16 protein-coding genes are annotated in these 16,451 nt (G+C 71.7%); 8 read left to right on the plus strand and 8 right to left on the minus strand.

Annotation, left to right across the window (positions count from 1 at the left end; translation table 11 throughout):
- Nucleotides 1–942 precede the first annotated feature (942 nt).
- Both OG310_RS01900 and OG310_RS01905 read right to left on the minus strand, forming a co-directional pair.
- Nucleotides 943–1,803, minus strand: a complete 861-nt coding sequence (locus OG310_RS01900; protein WP_329454103.1) for a polysaccharide deacetylase family protein — start codon at nucleotides 1,801–1,803, stop codon at nucleotides 943–945.
- On the minus strand, nucleotides 1,797–3,158 hold the full coding sequence (locus OG310_RS01905; protein WP_329454104.1) for an MGDG synthase family glycosyltransferase: 1,362 nt from the start codon (nucleotides 3,156–3,158) through the stop codon (nucleotides 1,797–1,799). The genes OG310_RS01900 and OG310_RS01905 overlap by 7 nt, the downstream gene beginning before the upstream one ends.
- A gap of 167 nt (nucleotides 3,159–3,325) precedes the next feature.
- Here OG310_RS01905 and OG310_RS01910 point away from each other — a divergent pair, with 167 nt between their 5' ends.
- The 3 genes from OG310_RS01910 (at nucleotide 3,326) to OG310_RS01920 (ending at nucleotide 6,288) form a co-directional block, all read left to right on the plus strand.
- Nucleotides 3,326–4,162 carry a phosphatase PAP2 family protein gene (locus tag OG310_RS01910; protein WP_329454105.1) on the plus strand — a complete coding sequence of 279 codons (837 nt, stop codon included), beginning with the start codon at nucleotides 3,326–3,328 and terminating at the stop codon, nucleotides 4,160–4,162.
- A gap of 363 nt (nucleotides 4,163–4,525) precedes the next feature.
- Nucleotides 4,526–5,455 (plus strand): ABC transporter ATP-binding protein, encoded by a 930-nt coding sequence (locus tag OG310_RS01915; RefSeq protein ID WP_329454106.1) that lies wholly within the window; start codon nucleotides 4,526–4,528, stop codon nucleotides 5,453–5,455.
- Complete coding sequence (locus OG310_RS01920; protein ID WP_329454107.1) at nucleotides 5,452–6,288, plus strand: ABC transporter permease; 837 nt, start codon at nucleotides 5,452–5,454, stop codon at nucleotides 6,286–6,288. Before OG310_RS01915 ends, OG310_RS01920 begins: the two co-directional genes overlap by 4 nt.
- A 270-nt stretch (nucleotides 6,289–6,558) precedes the next feature.
- On the opposite strand, the gene OG310_RS38460 is transcribed toward OG310_RS01920, so the two are convergent.
- Together OG310_RS38460 and OG310_RS38465 are read right to left on the minus strand one after the other, a co-directional pair.
- The gene (locus tag OG310_RS38460) at nucleotides 6,559–6,774 is read right to left on the minus strand and encodes a hypothetical protein (RefSeq protein ID WP_443078528.1); all 216 of its coding nucleotides are present in this window, start codon (nucleotides 6,772–6,774) and stop codon (nucleotides 6,559–6,561) included.
- A gap of 1 nt (nucleotide 6,775) precedes the next feature.
- Complete coding sequence (locus OG310_RS38465; protein WP_443078529.1) at nucleotides 6,776–7,021, minus strand: hypothetical protein; 246 nt, start codon at nucleotides 7,019–7,021, stop codon at nucleotides 6,776–6,778.
- A 330-nt stretch (nucleotides 7,022–7,351) separates the two neighbouring features.
- On the opposite strand from OG310_RS38465, the gene OG310_RS01930 reads away from it, so the two are divergent.
- Together OG310_RS01930 and OG310_RS01935 are read left to right on the plus strand one after the other, a co-directional pair.
- Nucleotides 7,352–8,965, plus strand: a complete 1,614-nt coding sequence (locus tag OG310_RS01930) for a hypothetical protein (protein ID WP_329454108.1) — start codon at nucleotides 7,352–7,354, stop codon at nucleotides 8,963–8,965.
- Nucleotides 8,966–9,356: 391 nt separating this feature from the next.
- Nucleotides 9,357–9,863 carry a hypothetical protein gene (locus OG310_RS01935; RefSeq protein ID WP_329454109.1) on the plus strand — a complete coding sequence of 169 codons (507 nt, stop codon included), beginning with the start codon at nucleotides 9,357–9,359 and terminating at the stop codon, nucleotides 9,861–9,863.
- 383 nt (nucleotides 9,864–10,246) lie between these two features.
- Here the strand turns inward: OG310_RS01935 and OG310_RS01940 are convergent, their stop codons facing one another.
- Nucleotides 10,247–11,902: a RecQ family ATP-dependent DNA helicase gene (locus OG310_RS01940; RefSeq protein WP_329454110.1), complete on the minus strand. Its 1,656-nt coding sequence runs from the start codon at nucleotides 11,900–11,902 to the stop codon at nucleotides 10,247–10,249.
- A 167-nt stretch (nucleotides 11,903–12,069) separates the two neighbouring features.
- Here OG310_RS01940 and OG310_RS01945 point away from each other — a divergent pair, with 167 nt between their 5' ends.
- From OG310_RS01945 to OG310_RS01955, 3 genes are all read left to right on the plus strand, one after another.
- Complete coding sequence (locus OG310_RS01945; protein ID WP_329454111.1) at nucleotides 12,070–12,951, plus strand: DNA-3-methyladenine glycosylase family protein; 882 nt, start codon at nucleotides 12,070–12,072, stop codon at nucleotides 12,949–12,951.
- Nucleotides 12,952–12,996: 45 nt separating this feature from the next.
- Complete coding sequence (locus OG310_RS01950; RefSeq protein WP_329454112.1) at nucleotides 12,997–13,644, plus strand: RraA family protein; 648 nt, start codon at nucleotides 12,997–12,999, stop codon at nucleotides 13,642–13,644.
- 362 nt (nucleotides 13,645–14,006) lie between these two features.
- The gene (locus OG310_RS01955; protein ID WP_329454113.1) at nucleotides 14,007–14,732 is read left to right on the plus strand and encodes a flavodoxin family protein; all 726 of its coding nucleotides are present in this window, start codon (nucleotides 14,007–14,009) and stop codon (nucleotides 14,730–14,732) included.
- Between the two features lie 76 nt (nucleotides 14,733–14,808).
- On the opposite strand, the gene OG310_RS01960 is transcribed toward OG310_RS01955, so the two are convergent.
- The 3 genes from OG310_RS01960 to tpg all read right to left on the minus strand — a co-directional run bounded on the left by OG310_RS01960 (nucleotide 14,809) and on the right by tpg (nucleotide 16,449).
- Complete coding sequence (locus OG310_RS01960) at nucleotides 14,809–15,099, minus strand: hypothetical protein (protein WP_329454114.1); 291 nt, start codon at nucleotides 15,097–15,099, stop codon at nucleotides 14,809–14,811.
- A 170-nt stretch (nucleotides 15,100–15,269) separates the two neighbouring features.
- Nucleotides 15,270–15,575 (minus strand): hypothetical protein, encoded by a 306-nt coding sequence (locus OG310_RS01965; protein WP_329454115.1) that lies wholly within the window; start codon nucleotides 15,573–15,575, stop codon nucleotides 15,270–15,272.
- Between the two features lie 316 nt (nucleotides 15,576–15,891).
- Nucleotides 15,892–16,449: a telomere-protecting terminal protein Tpg gene (tpg, locus tag OG310_RS01970; protein ID WP_329454116.1), complete on the minus strand. Its 558-nt coding sequence runs from the start codon at nucleotides 16,447–16,449 to the stop codon at nucleotides 15,892–15,894.
- Nucleotides 16,450–16,451 lie beyond the last annotated feature (2 nt).

The following is a 16,451-nucleotide window of genomic DNA, read 5'->3' on the forward strand; positions in this document are numbered from 1 at the left end:
CGGCTTCCCGCCACCCGGGCCGTCCATCGACCCAGGTGAGATTGGCGACAGCAGGGCACTACAGTCGGTCAGCGAAGAGCGCTCCGCTCGGCCGACGAAGGGTCAGATCGCCGCGGCAGAGCGTCCCTTCTGCCGATGCTGCCGAGGCGGCCGGCGCCTCCGGCGAATCGCGACCGCCCGGCTTCTTCAGCAGGTCATCGAGGTTACGGCAGGGAGGCACGCACCCGTCCGCCACGGTGGAAGCCCGGGGGCCGGCCGCTCCCGGACCGACACGGACGGGCAGAGGATGCCTCTCGCATCGGGGGGCAGGAAGCCGTTGGCGACCCCCGCTGCCCCGTTGGTGATCAAGATCACCGGCTCGGGACGGATATCGCGCGCTCAGGGCGCCACGCGCGATCCGGTCCGCTGGTCCGATGGTCCGCCGATGAGGACGTCCGTCGCGGTCACGGGCGCCCATCGCGGGTCGACCACCTCCAGCTCTCACGCCGGCCAGGCACGCCTGGCGCTGTCAGACACCTGCGCGCCACCGCCGCATTCGACAGAGACGACGACACGCAGGAGCGTAAAAGCGCTGGAAGGCTACGAAGCATTCGCATTCCTGCCCGATGTCCAGGAATGGCGTACACCAGGATTTCGGCCATACGCGTCATCAGAACGCCGCCTCGCTGAACAGCCACCTGCCGCCGCACCCTGCGGAGCCGGCACGTAAGATCATCCGAGTCGTGAAAGCGCCCCCTCCGGCGCGCGCGGACCGATGTCGTTCGCAACGCGACCCCGTAACACCGAACACCGAACGCCGAGGATGTCGTGCTGATTTCCGGGGCCCGCAGGGTTTCCGCAGCCGGGCCGACGAACCGGTGTGGCCACACGGGCGCAGCGCGCTCGGGTCCACCACCGCAGGCAGGCGCGGCCATGACGCGCACCCTTGCGCCGGCAGGCCCCCTATGACCTGTGGCGTTCCTGTCGGCCGTGGTCGCGCAGTGGTCCGACTCGCCAGCCGCGTTCCGCACACGTGTCCAGGAGCCGCGGCACGGCACCCAGTGTCACCCGCCACGAGCCGGGGGCCGACGTGCAGTCGGAGTCATGGAGCAGGACGGTGCCGCCACCGCGCAGGGACCGCATGACGGTGTCGTGCACGGAGCGCGGCGTGGCGCCGCGCCGCCAGTCCTCACCCCACGCCGTCCACAGGACGGGCCGCATGCCGAGTGCGCGGCAGGCCAGGTACGCGGAGGCACTGAACACCCCGTAGGGCGGACGGAACAGCGTGGGCGGTGTACCGAGCACGTGCGCCGCCACATCGTGCACCCGGGCGATGTCCGCAGCGGTGGCTCGGGGCCCGCGCAGCAGTGCGGGACGGTGGGCCCAGCCGTGCACACCGATCTCGTGGCCTGCCGAGGCGATGTCCCGCGCGAGCCCGGGAGCGTGCACGAGCATCTCACCCAACAGGAAGAAGGTGGCGCGGACACCGGCGCGTTCCAACAGTCGCAGGAAGTGCGGAGTGGACTGAGGGTCGGGCCCGTCGTCGAACGTGAGCGCCACGTGCCCGGGGTCGCCCCGGCCGGCGAGTGCGGGCATGAACCGGTTGCGCAGGGGCCCGAACGTGGATACCGCGGGCGCCGCGTGCACCGTCGTCAGGGCGGCGAGAGCGCCCGAAGCGGTGAGCACGGCGGCCCCGGCCCGGCCCGCACCACCGAGCCCGGAGAACGCCCCGGCAGCGGCGCCCACGACGGCCACGGCCGCCGTCGCAGTCACAGCCGCTGTTGCTGTTGCTGTTGCTGTTGCTGTGAGGTGCCCGGTCACCATGCGTGGTCCTCCAGGAATCGGTGGGCTGCAGTGGTCAGGCGCACCGGCACGGAGGCACCGGCCGCGTTCGCCAGCGGGGCCCCGATGCCCAGCGCGAGCGTCAGGGCAAGTCCCGTGGCCGCCACGAACGTCGGCCGAGGCCGGCGTACCTGGGCGGCGGCGCGTGTCACGCGCGCCGTACGGGTCACCGTCGCCGCGTGGCCACTCGGGGCGACGGCCGGGACCCGGGCCGGACGTGGCACACGGGGCGCCTCGGCCCCTCCGGCGGCCGTCGCGATGGCGCCCGCCGGCCCCGCCCCGGGTGGGAACAGAGCAAGCCCCGTGGCCCGTTGCCGCTCCCCACGAGCGCCGGTCGTCAACTCGACGATGGCCGTGTCGAGTTCATCGTCATCACGTACCCACGGCGCAAGCCCGGCCGCTTCCAGCGCCGCCGCGTTCGTCCGGCCGTGACCGGGTATGCATCGGTAGCTCAGGACGGGAAGCCCGGTGGCGAAGGCCTCCAACGAGGTCATCCCGCCGGCGTTCTGCACCAGGACGTCGCAAGCTCGCATCAGGGCACCCATGTCGGGCTCCCAACCGCGCACGTGCGCGAAACCCTCGGCGCGTAGCCGCCGCAGCAGGGCCGCGTTGGTCCCGCAGACCACCACCGGCACGGCCGTGCCACCGTCACGTATCTCGGACGCCGCCCTGCGCACCTGGCCGACTCCCCAGGAACCGGCCACGAGCAGGGCGAGGACCGAGTCGGACGGGAGTGCGAACCGCTCGCGAATCGCGCGCCGTTCGGACTCGTCCACCGGACCGAACGCGGGCCCGGCCACCGGTCCCGCCACGTGCACCCCCCGCGCGCCGAGGGCCCGCGCCTCCCCGGCCGGCACGTCATGCGCAGCGAGGTGCACGTCGACTCCCGGAGCGACCCAGAGGGGGTGGACGGAGAAGTCCGTCAGATAGGTGATCGCCGGCACCTCCAGCGCGCCGCGCTCGCGCAGCGCCCCCAGCACCTGCCCTGCCGCCGGATAGGTCGCCACAACGGCAGATGTCGCGGGTGTCACCGTCAGCGCCGTGCGGCGCTCGGCTCGGCGCAGCAGCAGCCGCAGCACGAGGCCGGGCCGGCCCGTCCTGCCCATCGCCGCGTAGATCCACTGGTAGAGCGAGGGGGCGAGGACGAGCAGCCGGTGGTACGCGCCCGACAGCAGCCGCCCGAGTCCGTACGGCAGCAGGTCCACGAAGTCGTACCGGTCGACGGCGAATCCGGCGGCCTCCAGCCGCCGGGTCAGCTCGGCCGCCGCGCCGTCGTGGCCCGCGCCCACGCTCGCCGAGATGACCGTAATGCGCCGGGAGGCGCGGATAGCGGGCATGACAGGAGGCCCTTTCATAGCTACTACATGATGTAGAGGTGAGAACGGACCAGGACCCTAGCAGCGGAATGCGACGGCACGGACGACGGCCCCCAGAATCGTCTACTGTTCCGTAGACGATAATGGCGCTCGATCGGACGGCGCCGGACGCCGGGACGGTGACAGCGATGAGCGGACGACAGAGAACTCCGTACCGACGGGGAGGCCCGGACCCGGGCAGGCTCGGCGGGCGCGCGCCGCTGCTGCTCGGGCCGGCCTGCCTCCTCGCCTTCGCCGCACTCGCCGCGGCGGTCACGACGTCCTCGACCGTGCCACTGCCGGGCGACGCGTCCGTCGCTCACTGGGCGGTGACTCACCGCCCGGCGGTCGCCGTCGCCACGGCGCGGGCCCTCACCTCGACCGGTACGGGGGCGGTTCCGTATCTGCTGGCGGCCCTGGCGGGACTGGTCGCCGGGCCGGGCCTTCTCGCAGGAGGGCAGGGCCCACGCGCGCGAGGGTGGGGCGCGGTCATCTGCTCGGCCGTGCTCCTGGCCGGGCAGGGACTGCGGCTCGTGGCACTCGCCGCGATCGCGCGCCCCCGCCCGCCCGCGGCCGACTGGGCGACCCATGCGTCGAACTGGTCCTTCCCGTCCGGGCACGCCACGACGTCAGCGATCACGGCGGGCCTGCTCGTCGGCGCCGTCCTGGTCCGCGCGCCGCGCTTCCGCGGCACGCTGGTCGCGCTGGTCCTCTGCTGGGGCGTCGCGGTCGGGCTGACGCGCGCGTACCTCGCGGTCCACTGGGCGAGTGACGTCGTGGGGGGCTGGCTGTTCGCGACGGCCTGGCTCTGTCTGTGCGCCCTGCTGCTCGGCCGGCCGGCGCGCCTCGCGCGGCGCGAGGTGTCAGGCCCCGAGCCGTCGCACGTGGCATGTCCGCCCCGGGACGGGCAGCACGGCGGGGCTGCGGTCCCGGACGACGAGCACCCGAGGCCGCGACGCGACGATCCCCGAAAGGACCACGGGTGAACCGGCGCCCACAGGGCGCCGGGCGGCCCGGAGGGCCGTGGTCGCCGGGTCGCGTCCGCTCACGCGGCCACCGTCGGCTGAGGACATCCACGGTGACGGAGCCGCGGAAGGGCGTGTGCGGCGCCACGCCCGACGCACCGGCGAAGGCCGGGCCCGGACGGGCCGCGCCCGGACGCAGGCCCCCGGATGGACCACCCGACGCGCCGAATATCTACGTCATGTAGTAGCTTCGGGGCAGACCTGGCGCGGCCGGTCCGCGACCGAAGCGGCGGGTTCCCCGCGCGCACGCGCCCCACGGCGCCCTATGGCTTCCCGGCGAACCGGAGCACGCTCCTCACTGTCTCAACGTCGCAAGGACCAGAGATGATCACAGCTCACTCGCTCACGAAACGCTATGGCGACCGCGTCGCGGTGGAGGACCTCAGCTTCACCGTCCGCCCCGGAACGGTGACCGGCTTCCTCGGCCCGAACGGCGCGGGGAAATCCACCACCATGCGCATGATCCTCGGCCTGGACGCACCGACGTCCGGCCACGCGATCGTCAACGGGAAACGCTACGCGGAACACACGGCTCCCCTGCACGAGGTCGGTGCCATGCTGGAGGCTCGCGCCATCCACACCGGCAGGAGCGCGTACAACCACCTCTTGGCCCTCGCGGCCACCACCGGCATCCCGCGACGCCGCGTGGACGAGGTCATCGCCATCGTCGGCCTGCGAGAAGTGGCCCGCAAACGCGCCGGCGCCTTCTCGCTCGGCATGGGCCAGCGGCTCGGGATCGCCAGCGCACTGCTGGGCGACCCGGCCACCCTGGTCCTCGACGAGCCGGTCAACGGCCTCGACCCCGAGGGCATCCTCTGGATCCGCAACCTCCTGAAGGGACTGGCGTCGGAAGGACGGACGGTCCTGGTCTCCTCACACCTGATGTCGGAGATGGCCCTCACCGCAGAGCACTTGATCGTCATCGGGCGCGGCAGGCTGATCGCCGACACCTCGGTGGAGGAGTTCGTCCAGAGCGCGACCGGCAGTTCCGTGCGCGTACGCACCGACGAGGCGGACCGGCTGCGGACACTGTTGACGGGCCCGGACGTCACGGTGGCACCGTCGGCCCACGGAGTGCTGGACGTGACCGGCCTCAGCAGTGACCGGATCGGCCGGACCGCCGCCGCCCACGGGATCGCCCTGGCCGAACTGACACCGCAACGCGCTTCGCTGGAAGAGGCGTTCATGGAGCTGACCAAGGACTCCGTGGAATACAGGACCCCCACCCGCGCGAGCGAAGGACTTCCCGCATGAGCAGCCTCACCACGACCGGAGCGCCCGGAAGCGCCCCCGCCATTCTCCCCCGGGCCGGGGTCAGCCAGGCACGCGTCCTGTACTCCGAATGGATCAAACTGCGGACCCTGCGGTCCACCTTCTACACGCTCCTCGCCGCCGTGATCGCGCTGATCGGCTTCGGCACACTCTTCTGCGCTGTGACCGCCAATCGCTGGCCGCACATGCGTGCCGCCGAGCAATCGGCCTTCGACCCGGCCCTGACCAGCCTGCGCGGCTACTTCCTCGCCCAGTTGGCCATCGGCGTACTCGGCGTACTGGTGATGACCGGGGAGTACGCGACCGGGATGATCCGCGCCACCATGTCGGCCGTGCCGCGCCGGCTCCCGGTGCTGTGGGCCAAGGCAGTGCTCTACGCGGCCGTCACCTGGGTGCTGACGACCCTCGGTGCACTGATCGCCTTCCTGATCGGGCAGGCCGTCCTGTCCTCGCAGCACATCGAGACCTCGCTCGCTTCCCCCGGCGTCGGTCGTCTGGTGCTCGGAACGGGTCTGTACCTGACGGTCGTCGGACTGCTCGGCGTCGCGATCGGCTCACTGATCCGCAACACGGCGGGCGGGATCGCGACGGTCTTCGGCCTGTTGCTGGTGGTACCCGTACTCGCGGAGGCCCTGCCGTCGTCCTGGAGCAACGCCATCAGCCCCTACCTCCCCAGCAATGCGGGGCAGGCCGTCATCGCCCTGCACCAGGAACCCCACACTCTTGCGCCGTGGACCGGAATCGGGCTCTTCCTCCTGTACGCGCTGGCAGCCCTGGCCGCGGCAGCCGTGCTGCTGAAGCGGCGCGACACGTAAACAGGCGGGACCCCTCGCCGGCGACGCACGACCCCGCCGGGCCTGTCGTCGGTCCAAGAACCCTCCCACAGCGATCCTGTGTCGCCCTCGCCCTCGCCGCCGCCGGCGCTGCCGAGGGCGAAGCGGGTCACCTGCTCACCGACCACGGCGTGCCACCTGCTACCCGCTTCGAGGCAGCGACCGTGCGGACAGCAGCTCCGAACCCCGTAGAGCACCGAGCCCCGAGCCGACAGTGATGCGCTCCGGGGTTCGTCACGCCGTCCGCCGTCCTCAGTCGTCGGTTCCCGACGACGGGTCGTAGGCGCCGGGCACGTCCTTGGGCGCGAGGATCTTCTTCCCGCCGGGATACGGCTGCGTCCAGTTGTGTGTCTCACACCAGGTGAAGTGGTTCCTATGTGCGGGGTTCGCGTGGTCGGCCGCGGCGTTGGGGCCGGTCAGCCGCTGCCGAGACTTCCAGTGGTCCCACTGCGACGCGACTGGCTTCACCTCAGTGGGCACATTCGAAGAAGGCACTGCCGCCGCCTTGGGGTCCTGCGGCGCGGGGGATGTCCACGCCGCAGACGGGCGGGGGCGCCAAGGCGTCGGTCAGCGAGGTCCGGTTGGCCACCAGAGCATTGAAGGGCTTGAGGTTCGCCTGCTGGGTGAACGCCGCCGCCATCGGGGTGGCCGCGCTGTCCTTCTGGTTCATCGGGTGGATCCCGAGGATCTGCTCGATGGTGGGGATCATCGTCATCCGGGAGTAGTAGTGGTTGTCGACCGCCGAATCGAACGTTCGGGGAACGGAAGAAACGCCGGAGAGGCAGCTTCTCGGGGTCTGTCCCTGTTCTTCCGTGAGGTGGATGACGTCCAGGGAGCCGACCGCGTGTCAAGCGGGCGGGAGGGAACGTGCCCGGGCGCGGACCGGAGCGTGTCCCTTTGGTGCGGTGGCCAGTTGGGTTGATCGGACGGGTCCGGTACACGGGAACGCGGACAGCCACGCACGGTCTCCGGCCACGGCCCTGACGGCGGGCGGCGCTCCGACAGCACCTCCTACACCCTGTAGTAATTTCTGTAAGCTGCCGCCATGACACGGACGTACACGGATGAACCGGGCATCACCCCTGTCGCGAGACCCGCCCCCACGCGGGCGGCCCGTAAGGGGACAGCGTGGCTCGTCGCGGTGGCGATGGCCTTCCTGGCAAGCCAGTTCACCTTCGTACCGCCGCACCTCGGTCTCGGTTTCGACGAGTCCGTCTACGTCAGCCAGGTGAGCGCCCACGCGCCTGCCTCGTTCTTCAGCGCCCCGCGGGCACGGGGAATCTCCTACCTGGTGGCCCCGGTCGCCGCACTCACCTCGTCGATCACCGCAATCCGCTGCTACCTCGCCGTCCTCTCCAGCGCCGCCCTGCTCGGTTCCTTGTGGGCGTGGCGGTGCTTCTACTCCGACCGGGTACTGGCCCTCGCGGGAGTGCTGTTCGCAGGACTGTGGATCACCCAGTTCTACGGCCCGCAGGCGATGCCCAATCTCTGGGTGGCGTTCGCCGCCCTGGCCTGCGTGGGGCTCTTCCTGCGATCAGTGGGCCCACCCCGTCCGCTGCGTGCACACTGGCGGTCCCTGGCCGGGACCGGTCTTTGCGCGGCGGCGGTGGTGCAACTGCGGCCCCCCGACGGGTTCTGGCTCGCCCTCCCCCTCTTCGCGGTGTCGCTCGCGATCCGCCCGAGGCCCGGCCGCGCCGTGTTCGGCGCCCTGCTGGCCGGGCTCGCGCTGGGCGGGGCTCAGTGGATCGTGGAGGCCTACACGCGCTACGGAGGTGTGGGGGCGAGGCTGCACACGTCGGGTCAGGTCGAAGGCGGATTCAGCTGGAACCCGGCCTTCACCGACCAGTTGCGCTCGCTGGGCGGCCGTACGCTGTGCCGCCCCTGCACAGCCCCGTGGCACTTGGAGACCAACTCGCTGTGGTGGTTCACCGTACCCGTGCTCGTCGCGGGCGGGGTGATGGTGGCCCGGCGGGACCGTCGACTGCCGGTCGCGCTACTGCCGGCGATCTGCGGTCTGTCGATTGCCGCGCCCTACCTGCTACTGATCAACTACGCCGCGCCGCGCTTCCTGTTGCCCAGCTACGCCCTGCTCTCCTTGCCCGCCGCCGCATGTGTGCGCTGGATCGCCGCCGGGGCGGGCAGACGAAGACGCCGCCCGTACCTCACGGCTGCGGCGGTCGTGATCGTCGCGGTGCACCTGGCGATCCAGAACCGCGTACTGACGGCCACCGTCGCGCGCAACGAGACGGCGCACGCCGACTTCTCCCGCATCGCGAGCGACCTGAACGGCGTCGGGATGACACGCCCGTGCCTGATCACCGGAGTGAACGCCATTCCGATCGGCTTCGTGGCGGGCTGCGCCTCCGGAGCGACAGCGGGCAACAACGCCAACATGACCGTCAGAGGCATCGCCGACACGGCACGCCGACGACCCGTGGCGGTTCTCGTGCCGGCAGGACATCCGGTCCCCTTCTACGCGAGGGCCTGGAGACGGCACCGGTTGCCGCTGTCGCGGCAGTTGCCCCCCTACCTGGCCTACGTATCGCGGCAGGCCTCCTCTCCCCCCGGCCGCGGGCAGGGCGATGGGCGGCCCGGGCCGCGCGCAGCGGGTGCGTCCGAGGGCGCCCGGGGCGGTTCTCGGGGCGGTGACACCTCATGAGGCGCTATCCACCGACCAGTTGACGGCGATGAAGAATGCTCTTCGCCGTATCGGTCGCTGCGGCTTCGCCCTTCCGGCCACCGGGCGGGCTTCCACCGCCACGTCAGTCGTGCCGCCTCACCGGCGACCGGCTCCGCCGTCAAGCGTCCGCCTTCCGCGGCGTCGCGAGGCTCGCGGAGCGCGGCCCGTACCGCTGGAACTCCGGCACCGGTCCGGCGCGGCGGACGCATCCGCGACGTCGGCACCCGCCCGGGGCCGGGTCCGCGGACACCTCCCACGGCACGGGGCGCATCCCAGGAAGCCGCTCCCGCTGCCGCCGGGTTCACCCGTTGCGGTGGTGCAGCCGTGCGCCACCCCCGCCCGGAGCGGCTCGACCGGCACAGTGGACGCCATGCGCTCCTTGACCATCGCCAGGGCAAGTGCCGCGATGGTGCTGGCCGCCGCCGTCCTGGCCGGCTGCACCACCGTGCACGCTCCCACGCCCGCCCGTCCCGCAGTCGCCCCGGGATGGAAACAGCCCCGAACGGCGGCCGCACTCGCGTCGACCCGACCCGCCCGGCCCGCCGACGCGCACGACGTGTCCCGTCTCACGGCAACGGGGAAGGAAGCCCCGCGCCATCACGCCGCCCACCCTGCCGAACACCGGCGCGCCCCGCACCGGCCGGCCTCCGTGCCGCCCAGCCGTCCGGCAGCGGTCCACCCCCAGCGCCACCGATGGACACCGCCGCGCGGCTCGGCCAACCACCTCCGGCCCGCGCACCGCCATCAGGCCGCCCCAGCCGCCCGGATCCCCCACCGTCACACGGCACCGGCCTACGACATGCGGCACTTGTGCAGGGACGCGGACACCATCGACGCGCAGGCCGCGTCACTGTGCCACGGCACCTACGGTCGCTGAGCCCCACCCTCGACGGCGATGCCGGACTCCGGCCGCTCCGGCCTTCGCCACGCCGACGACGCCGTCTCTCCTGACACCGCACCGCGGCCGCGGCGTCGCACCCCGCTCGGCGCAGCGGCGTGGTGGCATGGTGGCCGGCGCCGGAGCACCCGTCCCGGCGACGGGCGTTCCACCGCCGGGGATCGTCCTCCGGCATCGCCTCATCGCCGGGCTCCCCGCCACCGGGCACCGGTAGCCGGTCCGGCGGGGGCGGCGCTCGCGCCGGACTCCTGCCGCACGGGGCTGTGTCGCGGCCCGGCGGCTGCCGCCGCACCGGGGTCCGCCCTCAGCACACCCTGGTCTCCCGGTGCGCGGAGTTCGCGGGGTCAGTGACGGCGGGCCCGTCACCGGCGTTCGAGGATCCCCGAGTCCAGGGCCGAGGCGGTGAGGTGTTTGTAGCCGACGGTGTCGAAGTAGACGAGGAGTTCGTGGTCGTCCCGGCTCAGCATCCGGCCCTGACCCCAGAGCCGGTGGTGCACGGGGATGCCACCGATGATCGTCGGGCGGGGGGCCGGCGCCGCCTTCGGCGCGTCGTCGTTGTCGCAGTTGCCGCACGGCGGAGTGTAGGTCTCACCGAAGTACGCGAGCAGTTCCGCCCTGCGGCAGCGCGTGCTCTCGGCGTACGCGCGTGCCGCGTCCAGGCGGCTGGCCAGAATCGCCTGGCGCCGTTTGTCCTGCTCCACGAGTTGGTCGGTCAGCTCCGCAGGGCGGGGCAAGTGGCGCGCCGGTTCGAGAACGCGGTGCTCACCGGTGCCGCTCAGAGCGAGGAAGCCCAGCTCGGACAGTTCGTTGACCACACGGTCGACGGAGTGGGCGTGGACGTCCGCCGTCCGGACCAGGTCGGCGTGGGAGATGCGGCAGCCGGCGTTCTCCAGGGCGTCGACCACGCGGTGGAGGGTGGCCTCACCGAGGTGGGTGCGGGCGGCGAGGCTGCGGGGGACGCGGATGGTGCGCGGGTCGTGCACGAGGACCGCGGCGGCCGGTTCACCGTCCCGGCCCGCCCTGCCGATCTCCTGGTAGTAGTCGTCGATGCTCGCCGGGACACCCGCGTGTACGACCGCGCGGATGTCCGGCTTGTCGATGCCCAGACCGAACGCGCTGGTGGCCACCACGGCATCGAGCCGCCCGGAGAAGAAGGCGTCCTGCACCTCGGCCCTGATCCGTGCGGGCAGGCCACCGTGGTACGCGGCCGCCCGGAAGGAGTCGAGCCGCAGCCGGTCGGCGAGGGCCTCGCACCGGGCGTGTGTGAGCGCGTAGACCAGGGCGGGGGTGTCCTGCTGGATCAGCGCGTCGACGCACGCGTCGTCCACGGCCCGCGCTTCCGGCCTGCTCGGCTGGGTGTGCCGCATGGACAAAGAGATGTTCGGCCGGTCGAAGTCGGAGACCACCACCCTGGGGGAGCGCATGCCCAGGCGGCGCGTGATGTCCGCCTGGACGGGCGGGGAGGCCGTGGCGGTCAGCGCGAGCGCGGGCGGCCTGCCGAGCTGGGACAGGGTGTCTCCCAGCCGCAGGTACTCGGGCCGGAACTCCTGGCCCCACTCGCTGACGAGGTGCGCCTCGTCCACGACGAACAGGCCGACGGCGCGCGCACCCCCACGCACCGCGGACCGTGTTTCCTCATTGGTGAGTTGCTCGGGACCGACGAAGAGGAAATCGAGGTCGCCCCGGGCGAGGCGTTCCAGGCCGTCGTGCCGGTCGTGCGCCCGCTGCCCGGAGTTGATCAGGGCGGCCTCGACGGTGCGCCCCTCGTAGCGGCGCCCGGTGATCGATCGCAGCTGGTCCCGCTGGAGGGCGATGAGCGGCGAGACGACCAGCGTCAGGCCACCCAACACCACGCCCGCCACCTGGTAGATCGCACTCTTGCCACTGCCCGTCGGCAGGACGGCCAGCGCGTCCCGGCCATCGAGGACCGCGTGGACGGCCTGCTCCTGGGGCGGTCGCAGAGCGAAGCCGAACAGGGATCGCGCTGCCTCGGACGCCGTACGTCCCGATGCGGACATAAGGGAAAATATAGTGGCTGCGGCCAGAGGCGGCGGCCCGTGGCCGCCCTCACCGTCCCGACACAACGGCCCGGCGTCGACGAGGTCCGCCGGCACCGGACCTGCACGGCATATCACCCTCCCCGCCCCCGCGCGCGTCATCCGATACCGGGCGTTACGTTGGAGCCATGACCCGAGAGAGGGTGCGGGCCCCGGAAGAAGCCCTGCGCCTCGCCGATCCGGTCCTTGCCACCATCATCGACGAGGTGGACGGCATGGGCGGTATCCGCCCGGCGCTGCCGCCTGATCCCGGGCCGCCGAACGATCCGAGCATGCCGACGGACTGCTTCGGCGCTATCATCCGCGGGATCGCCGGCCAGAACATCTCGGCCTTCGCGTCGCGGGCGATCTACCGGAAACTGACGGACCGCTTCGGCGGCAGACCCCCGACGCCCCGCCAGATCCTGGACGACGATCCGGACGAGCTGCGCGTGGCCGCCGGACTGTCGAACGCGAAAACGATCTCCCTGCGGTCGCTCGCCGAGCACATCCTGTCCGGCGAGCTCCAGCTCGACCAGTTGCACAAGCTGCCCGACGAGGACGTCATCGAGCAGCTCAGCGCGGTGAAGGGCATCGGCGCGTGGACGGCCGAGAGGTTCCTCATCCGGCACCTGAACCGGCCGGACATCCTCCCGGTCGGTGACCTCGGCATCCGCAACGGCGTGCGGAAGATCTACGAGCTGCCCTCGGCCCCGGCCCACGCGGAGCTGAGGCGTATCGCCGAGCCGTGGCGACCGTACCGGACCCGGCACGCCTCTACCTGTGGCGCATGGAGGAAGCGAAACACGGATCCAGCCAGGGCGCGGTGCGTACGGGCAGCGGGGAGTGACGAACCGTCCGGTCCAGGGCCTCGCGACAGCGTCCGGCACCCGGACGCGACGAGAAGCGACGCACGGCGACGACCGAAGCACGGCGGACCCCCACCACCCGGGCCGCACCGCCACGGGGGCTCCTTTCGGGACCTCAGCGGGGCGTCCGGGCCCGCGGCAACGGGAGAGGCAGCGGTGTGACGCGGCGGCGTCGGCGTCCTGATCAACAACGTGGAGGAGGTGGCGGTGACGGAATCCGAGGAGCGTCTGCTCGCACTCGCGCGGCAGGTGGGCACCGCGGACGTCGTGGACGCCATGGGACGCCTGCACCGGCACCGGTGCCATCTGCTCGATCTGGCGAGCCCGACGCCGGGGCGTCTGCTCTTCGGCCCGGTGGTGACGATGTCGTTCTTCCCCACGTGCGAGCAATCCCTACCCGCCGAGAAGTTCAACTTCGTCGATGTGTTCGACGAGGCCGTTCGTGACGCCGGACCCGGCATGGTGCTGGTCATGGCCTCCAACGGCTACCCCGACGTGTCGATGGGCGGGGGGACGAAGATCTCCCGTGTCGCCGGAAAGGGGCTCGCCGGCGTGCTGGCGGAGGGGCGCCTGCGCGACTTCGACGAACTGGCCGGGTACGGGATGGCCGTCTACTGCGCGGGGGAATCGGTCAAGTGGGGCGGGGACACCGTGACTCCCTTCGAGGTGAACCGGCCCGTCGTCGTCGGCGGAGTCGGCGTCCGCCCGGGGGACCACGTCTTCGCCGACGGTTCCGGTGGCGTCGTGATCCCGCGCGGACAAGTGCGGGCCGTGCTGGAGGACGCCTGCCGGACCAAGGAGTCGGAGGCCCGCCTGGCGGCGGAGTGGAGCGCCGACACGGACGGGGACGACTGACGTGGTGAGCGCGGCCGTGGCGTCCGTGGGAGCCGCCCCGGCCGCATGCCGTACCGCTTGCCGACGGCACGTGCCGGGACGGCGCGAGGCCGGGAACGGTGCGGGGGTGCGGCGAGGTTCGAGGCCGCAACGGTGCAACTCCGGCGAGGTTCGAGGCCGGAACGGTGTGGGTCCGGGGCTCATCTTTCGTGTCCCGGGAGCGGCGTCGGCCGCTGGACCGTACCCCGTGTGTCCGACGGCCGTATCGCAGGGGCCCGCACCGGACGGCGCCGCGACGCCGGCGGCGGCGTCAGCCTGGGCCCTGGTCGCTCCACCGCCCACCGGCGGCATTGCCGCATCTTCGACCGGCTGAGGAGAGAGAAGTGGACACCGATGAGGACGAGGCACCCCGTTTCGACGGACTCCGTGCCCTGTTCGTCAACTGCACCCTGAAACCGTCGCCGGAGCGCAGCAACACCGAAGGTCTGCTGGCGAAGAGCCGCGCCGTGATGGAAGGACGTGGTGTGGCAGTGGACGTGATCCGCGCCGTCGACCACGACATAGCGCCGGGCGTATGGCCCGACATGACCGAGCACGGGTCCGCGTCGGACGAGTGGCCACGGCTGTACGAGCGGGTCCTCGCGGCCGACATCCTGGTGCTGTGCGGTCCCATCTGGCTGGGCGACAACAGCAGCGTGACCAAGAGGGTGGTCGAGCGGCTCTACTCCTGCTCCGCGCTCCTCAACGATCAGGGTCAGTACGTCTATTACGGGCGCGTCGGAGGCTGCCTGATCACCGGCAACGAGGACGGTGTGAAGCACTGCGCCAGCAACCTGCTCTACAGTCTTCAGCACCTCGGCTACGCCGTTCCCCCTCAGGCCGACGCTGGATGGGTGGGCGAGGCCGGGCCGGGGCCGTCGTACCTCGATCCGGATTCCGGCGGCCCGGAGAACGATTTCACGAACCGCAACACGGCCTTCATGACCTGGAACCTCATGCACCTGGCCAGGATGCTCAAGGACGCGGGAGGATTCCCCGCCCACGGCAACCAGCGCTCCCAGTGGGAGGCCGGCTGCCGAACCGACATGAACAACCCCGAGCACCGTTGAGGGATGCGGGCATCGCTGAAGGGCCGGTGCAGGGAGAGCGGAAGGGGCCGGCGAGGGGCGGCGGGCAGCGCGCCGGTCAGCAGAACCAGCCCGCCTGCACCCAGCCATGACGGTTGATGTCGCCGTACGCGAATCCGTAGTCCCAACCGGGCTGGGTGCTTTCGACCGTGAAGGTCTGGCCGGTGGTCAGCGTGCCCATCCACGGCCCGCCCGCGGCTGTCCTGACGTACAGGGTCTGCGCGCACACGGTCTCGCGCACACCGACGGTCCCGATGGGGTCGGCCTGGGCCGGCCCGGTGCACAGGAGCAGCGCGGCTCCCGCACCGGCGGAGGCGACAACTGCGGTGAGCGCACGAAGACGAGTCATGGCGGTCCTTCCGGCGAAGCGGTCAGTGGGAATGGCCCGAGGTAGGCGGCCGGTCCGTCGGGCACCCGGGCGCCCGGCTTCGGCGACGACGGGCGGGCCGGACGGCCTGGGGCGACGGGAGTCCGAACGACCGGCGACGCGAGGACGCGACGACGGACGCCCGGTGGACCTCACCAGGAGTCGTAGCCGCCGATGCAGCTGTTCAGGACGTAACCCCACTGTCCCGCCCCGAAGTCGAAGGTAGCGGCCCAGCCGTTGTAGACAGGGTGCTTGCCCGGTGTGTGGCCGACCTTCTTGCCGTAGTACAGCGTGCCGATGAGGCCTGAAGGACCGGACGAGCTGTCGTAGTTGGCGTAGAAGCTCGCCGACTGGCAGACGATGACGGCGTGTTCGGGCGGGACGACGGCCTGCGCGGGCGCCTGCTGGGTGGCGAAGAAAGCGCCGACCAGGGCGCCGGCCGCGAGGAGACTTCTCACTTTGCGCATCACACATCAACTCCGTTGATCAGAACGGTTGACGAAAACGCCAGGTGGACGCGGGTAAACCATAGAAGTCGTGTGTCATGTACGCAATAACGCCGGATCGAACACCCGGCAAATCCTGGGCACGCCCACGCCCCCTGCCGCACCCCGGAAGCACGCCGCCGCACCCCGAGCGCCCCGCGGCCGACCCGCGAACCACCGTGCTCTGCGGCCCGGATCGTCCGCTGAGCGTCCACGTGGCCGGACAGGTCCTCAACTGCGGTCCCGGAACGCACCGGGCCTGTCAGTACCTCACCCGGCCGCCGGTGGACTAGAGGTCGATTTCGATCGTCTCCACGTCGGTGAACTCCACCCGCAGGTCCTGGGCGCGGCGTCCGTTGTCACGGAAGTAGTGCTCGCCCAGCCCCTGTGCGGCGATGTTCAGCAACTGCTGCTCGGTGGCGCCCTGGTCACGGGCTTCGAAGAGCCGGTCCGCCCAACTGGGCGACAAGGCCTGGGTGATGTGCCGGACCCGGGCGTCGTCGGTGGTGCCCGGGGCAGCGGTGAAGCCGAAGCGGGCGCGGGTGGAGACGACGATGCCGTCGGTGGAGGCGGCCTTCTTCTTCGCCCTCGCGCGGATCTGGGGCTGCCACCGCCTGGTGACCTCGCGCTCCATGCGTGCCGCGAGCTCCTTGCGGGGCCGCTTGAGGCCGCCGGCCACGTACCGCTCGACGGTGCGCTGGGAGACACCCAGTGCCCGGGCGGCGGCCTTCGTGCCCTTGAACTGCCTGACCAGGTATTTCATCCGGGCCTGGGCGGACTTGGGGATCGGACGGGTGAAAGCCTGCTCAACCGCGCGATCGAGGCTCTCCCCGAGCAGGTCGGCCATCG

The sequence above is a fragment of the Streptomyces sp. NBC_01497 genome (assembly GCF_036250695.1).
Classification (GTDB): domain Bacteria; phylum Actinomycetota; class Actinomycetes; order Streptomycetales; family Streptomycetaceae; genus Streptomyces.

What these genes read in the sequence shown, in the direction of transcription:
- OG310_RS01910 (WP_329454105.1), top strand. Translation starts at nt 3,326, where the DNA reads ATGAGCGGACGACAGAGAACTCCGTACCGACGGGGAGGCCCGGACCCG.
- OG310_RS01915 (WP_329454106.1), top strand. Translation starts at nt 4,526, where the DNA reads ATGATCACAGCTCACTCGCTCACGAAACGCTATGGCGACCGCGTCGCG.
- OG310_RS01900 (WP_329454103.1), bottom strand. Translation starts at nt 1,803, where the DNA reads ATGGTGACCGGGCACCTCACAGCAACAGCAACAGCAACAGCAACAGCG.
- OG310_RS01940 (WP_329454110.1), bottom strand. Translation starts at nt 11,902, where the DNA reads ATGTCCGCATCGGGACGTACGGCGTCCGAGGCAGCGCGATCCCTGTTC.
- OG310_RS01945 (WP_329454111.1), top strand. Translation starts at nt 12,070, where the DNA reads ATGACCCGAGAGAGGGTGCGGGCCCCGGAAGAAGCCCTGCGCCTCGCC.
- OG310_RS01935 (WP_329454109.1), top strand. Translation starts at nt 9,357, where the DNA reads ATGCGCTCCTTGACCATCGCCAGGGCAAGTGCCGCGATGGTGCTGGCC.
- OG310_RS01960 (WP_329454114.1), bottom strand. Translation starts at nt 15,099, where the DNA reads ATGACTCGTCTTCGTGCGCTCACCGCAGTTGTCGCCTCCGCCGGTGCG.
- OG310_RS01930 (WP_329454108.1), top strand. Translation starts at nt 7,352, where the DNA reads ATGACACGGACGTACACGGATGAACCGGGCATCACCCCTGTCGCGAGA.
- OG310_RS01920 (WP_329454107.1), top strand. Translation starts at nt 5,452, where the DNA reads ATGAGCAGCCTCACCACGACCGGAGCGCCCGGAAGCGCCCCCGCCATT.
- OG310_RS01905 (WP_329454104.1), bottom strand. Translation starts at nt 3,158, where the DNA reads ATGCCCGCTATCCGCGCCTCCCGGCGCATTACGGTCATCTCGGCGAGC.
- OG310_RS38465 (WP_443078529.1), bottom strand. Translation starts at nt 7,021, where the DNA reads ATGACGATGATCCCCACCATCGAGCAGATCCTCGGGATCCACCCGATG.
- tpg (WP_329454116.1), bottom strand. Translation starts at nt 16,449, where the DNA reads ATGGCCGACCTGCTCGGGGAGAGCCTCGATCGCGCGGTTGAGCAGGCT.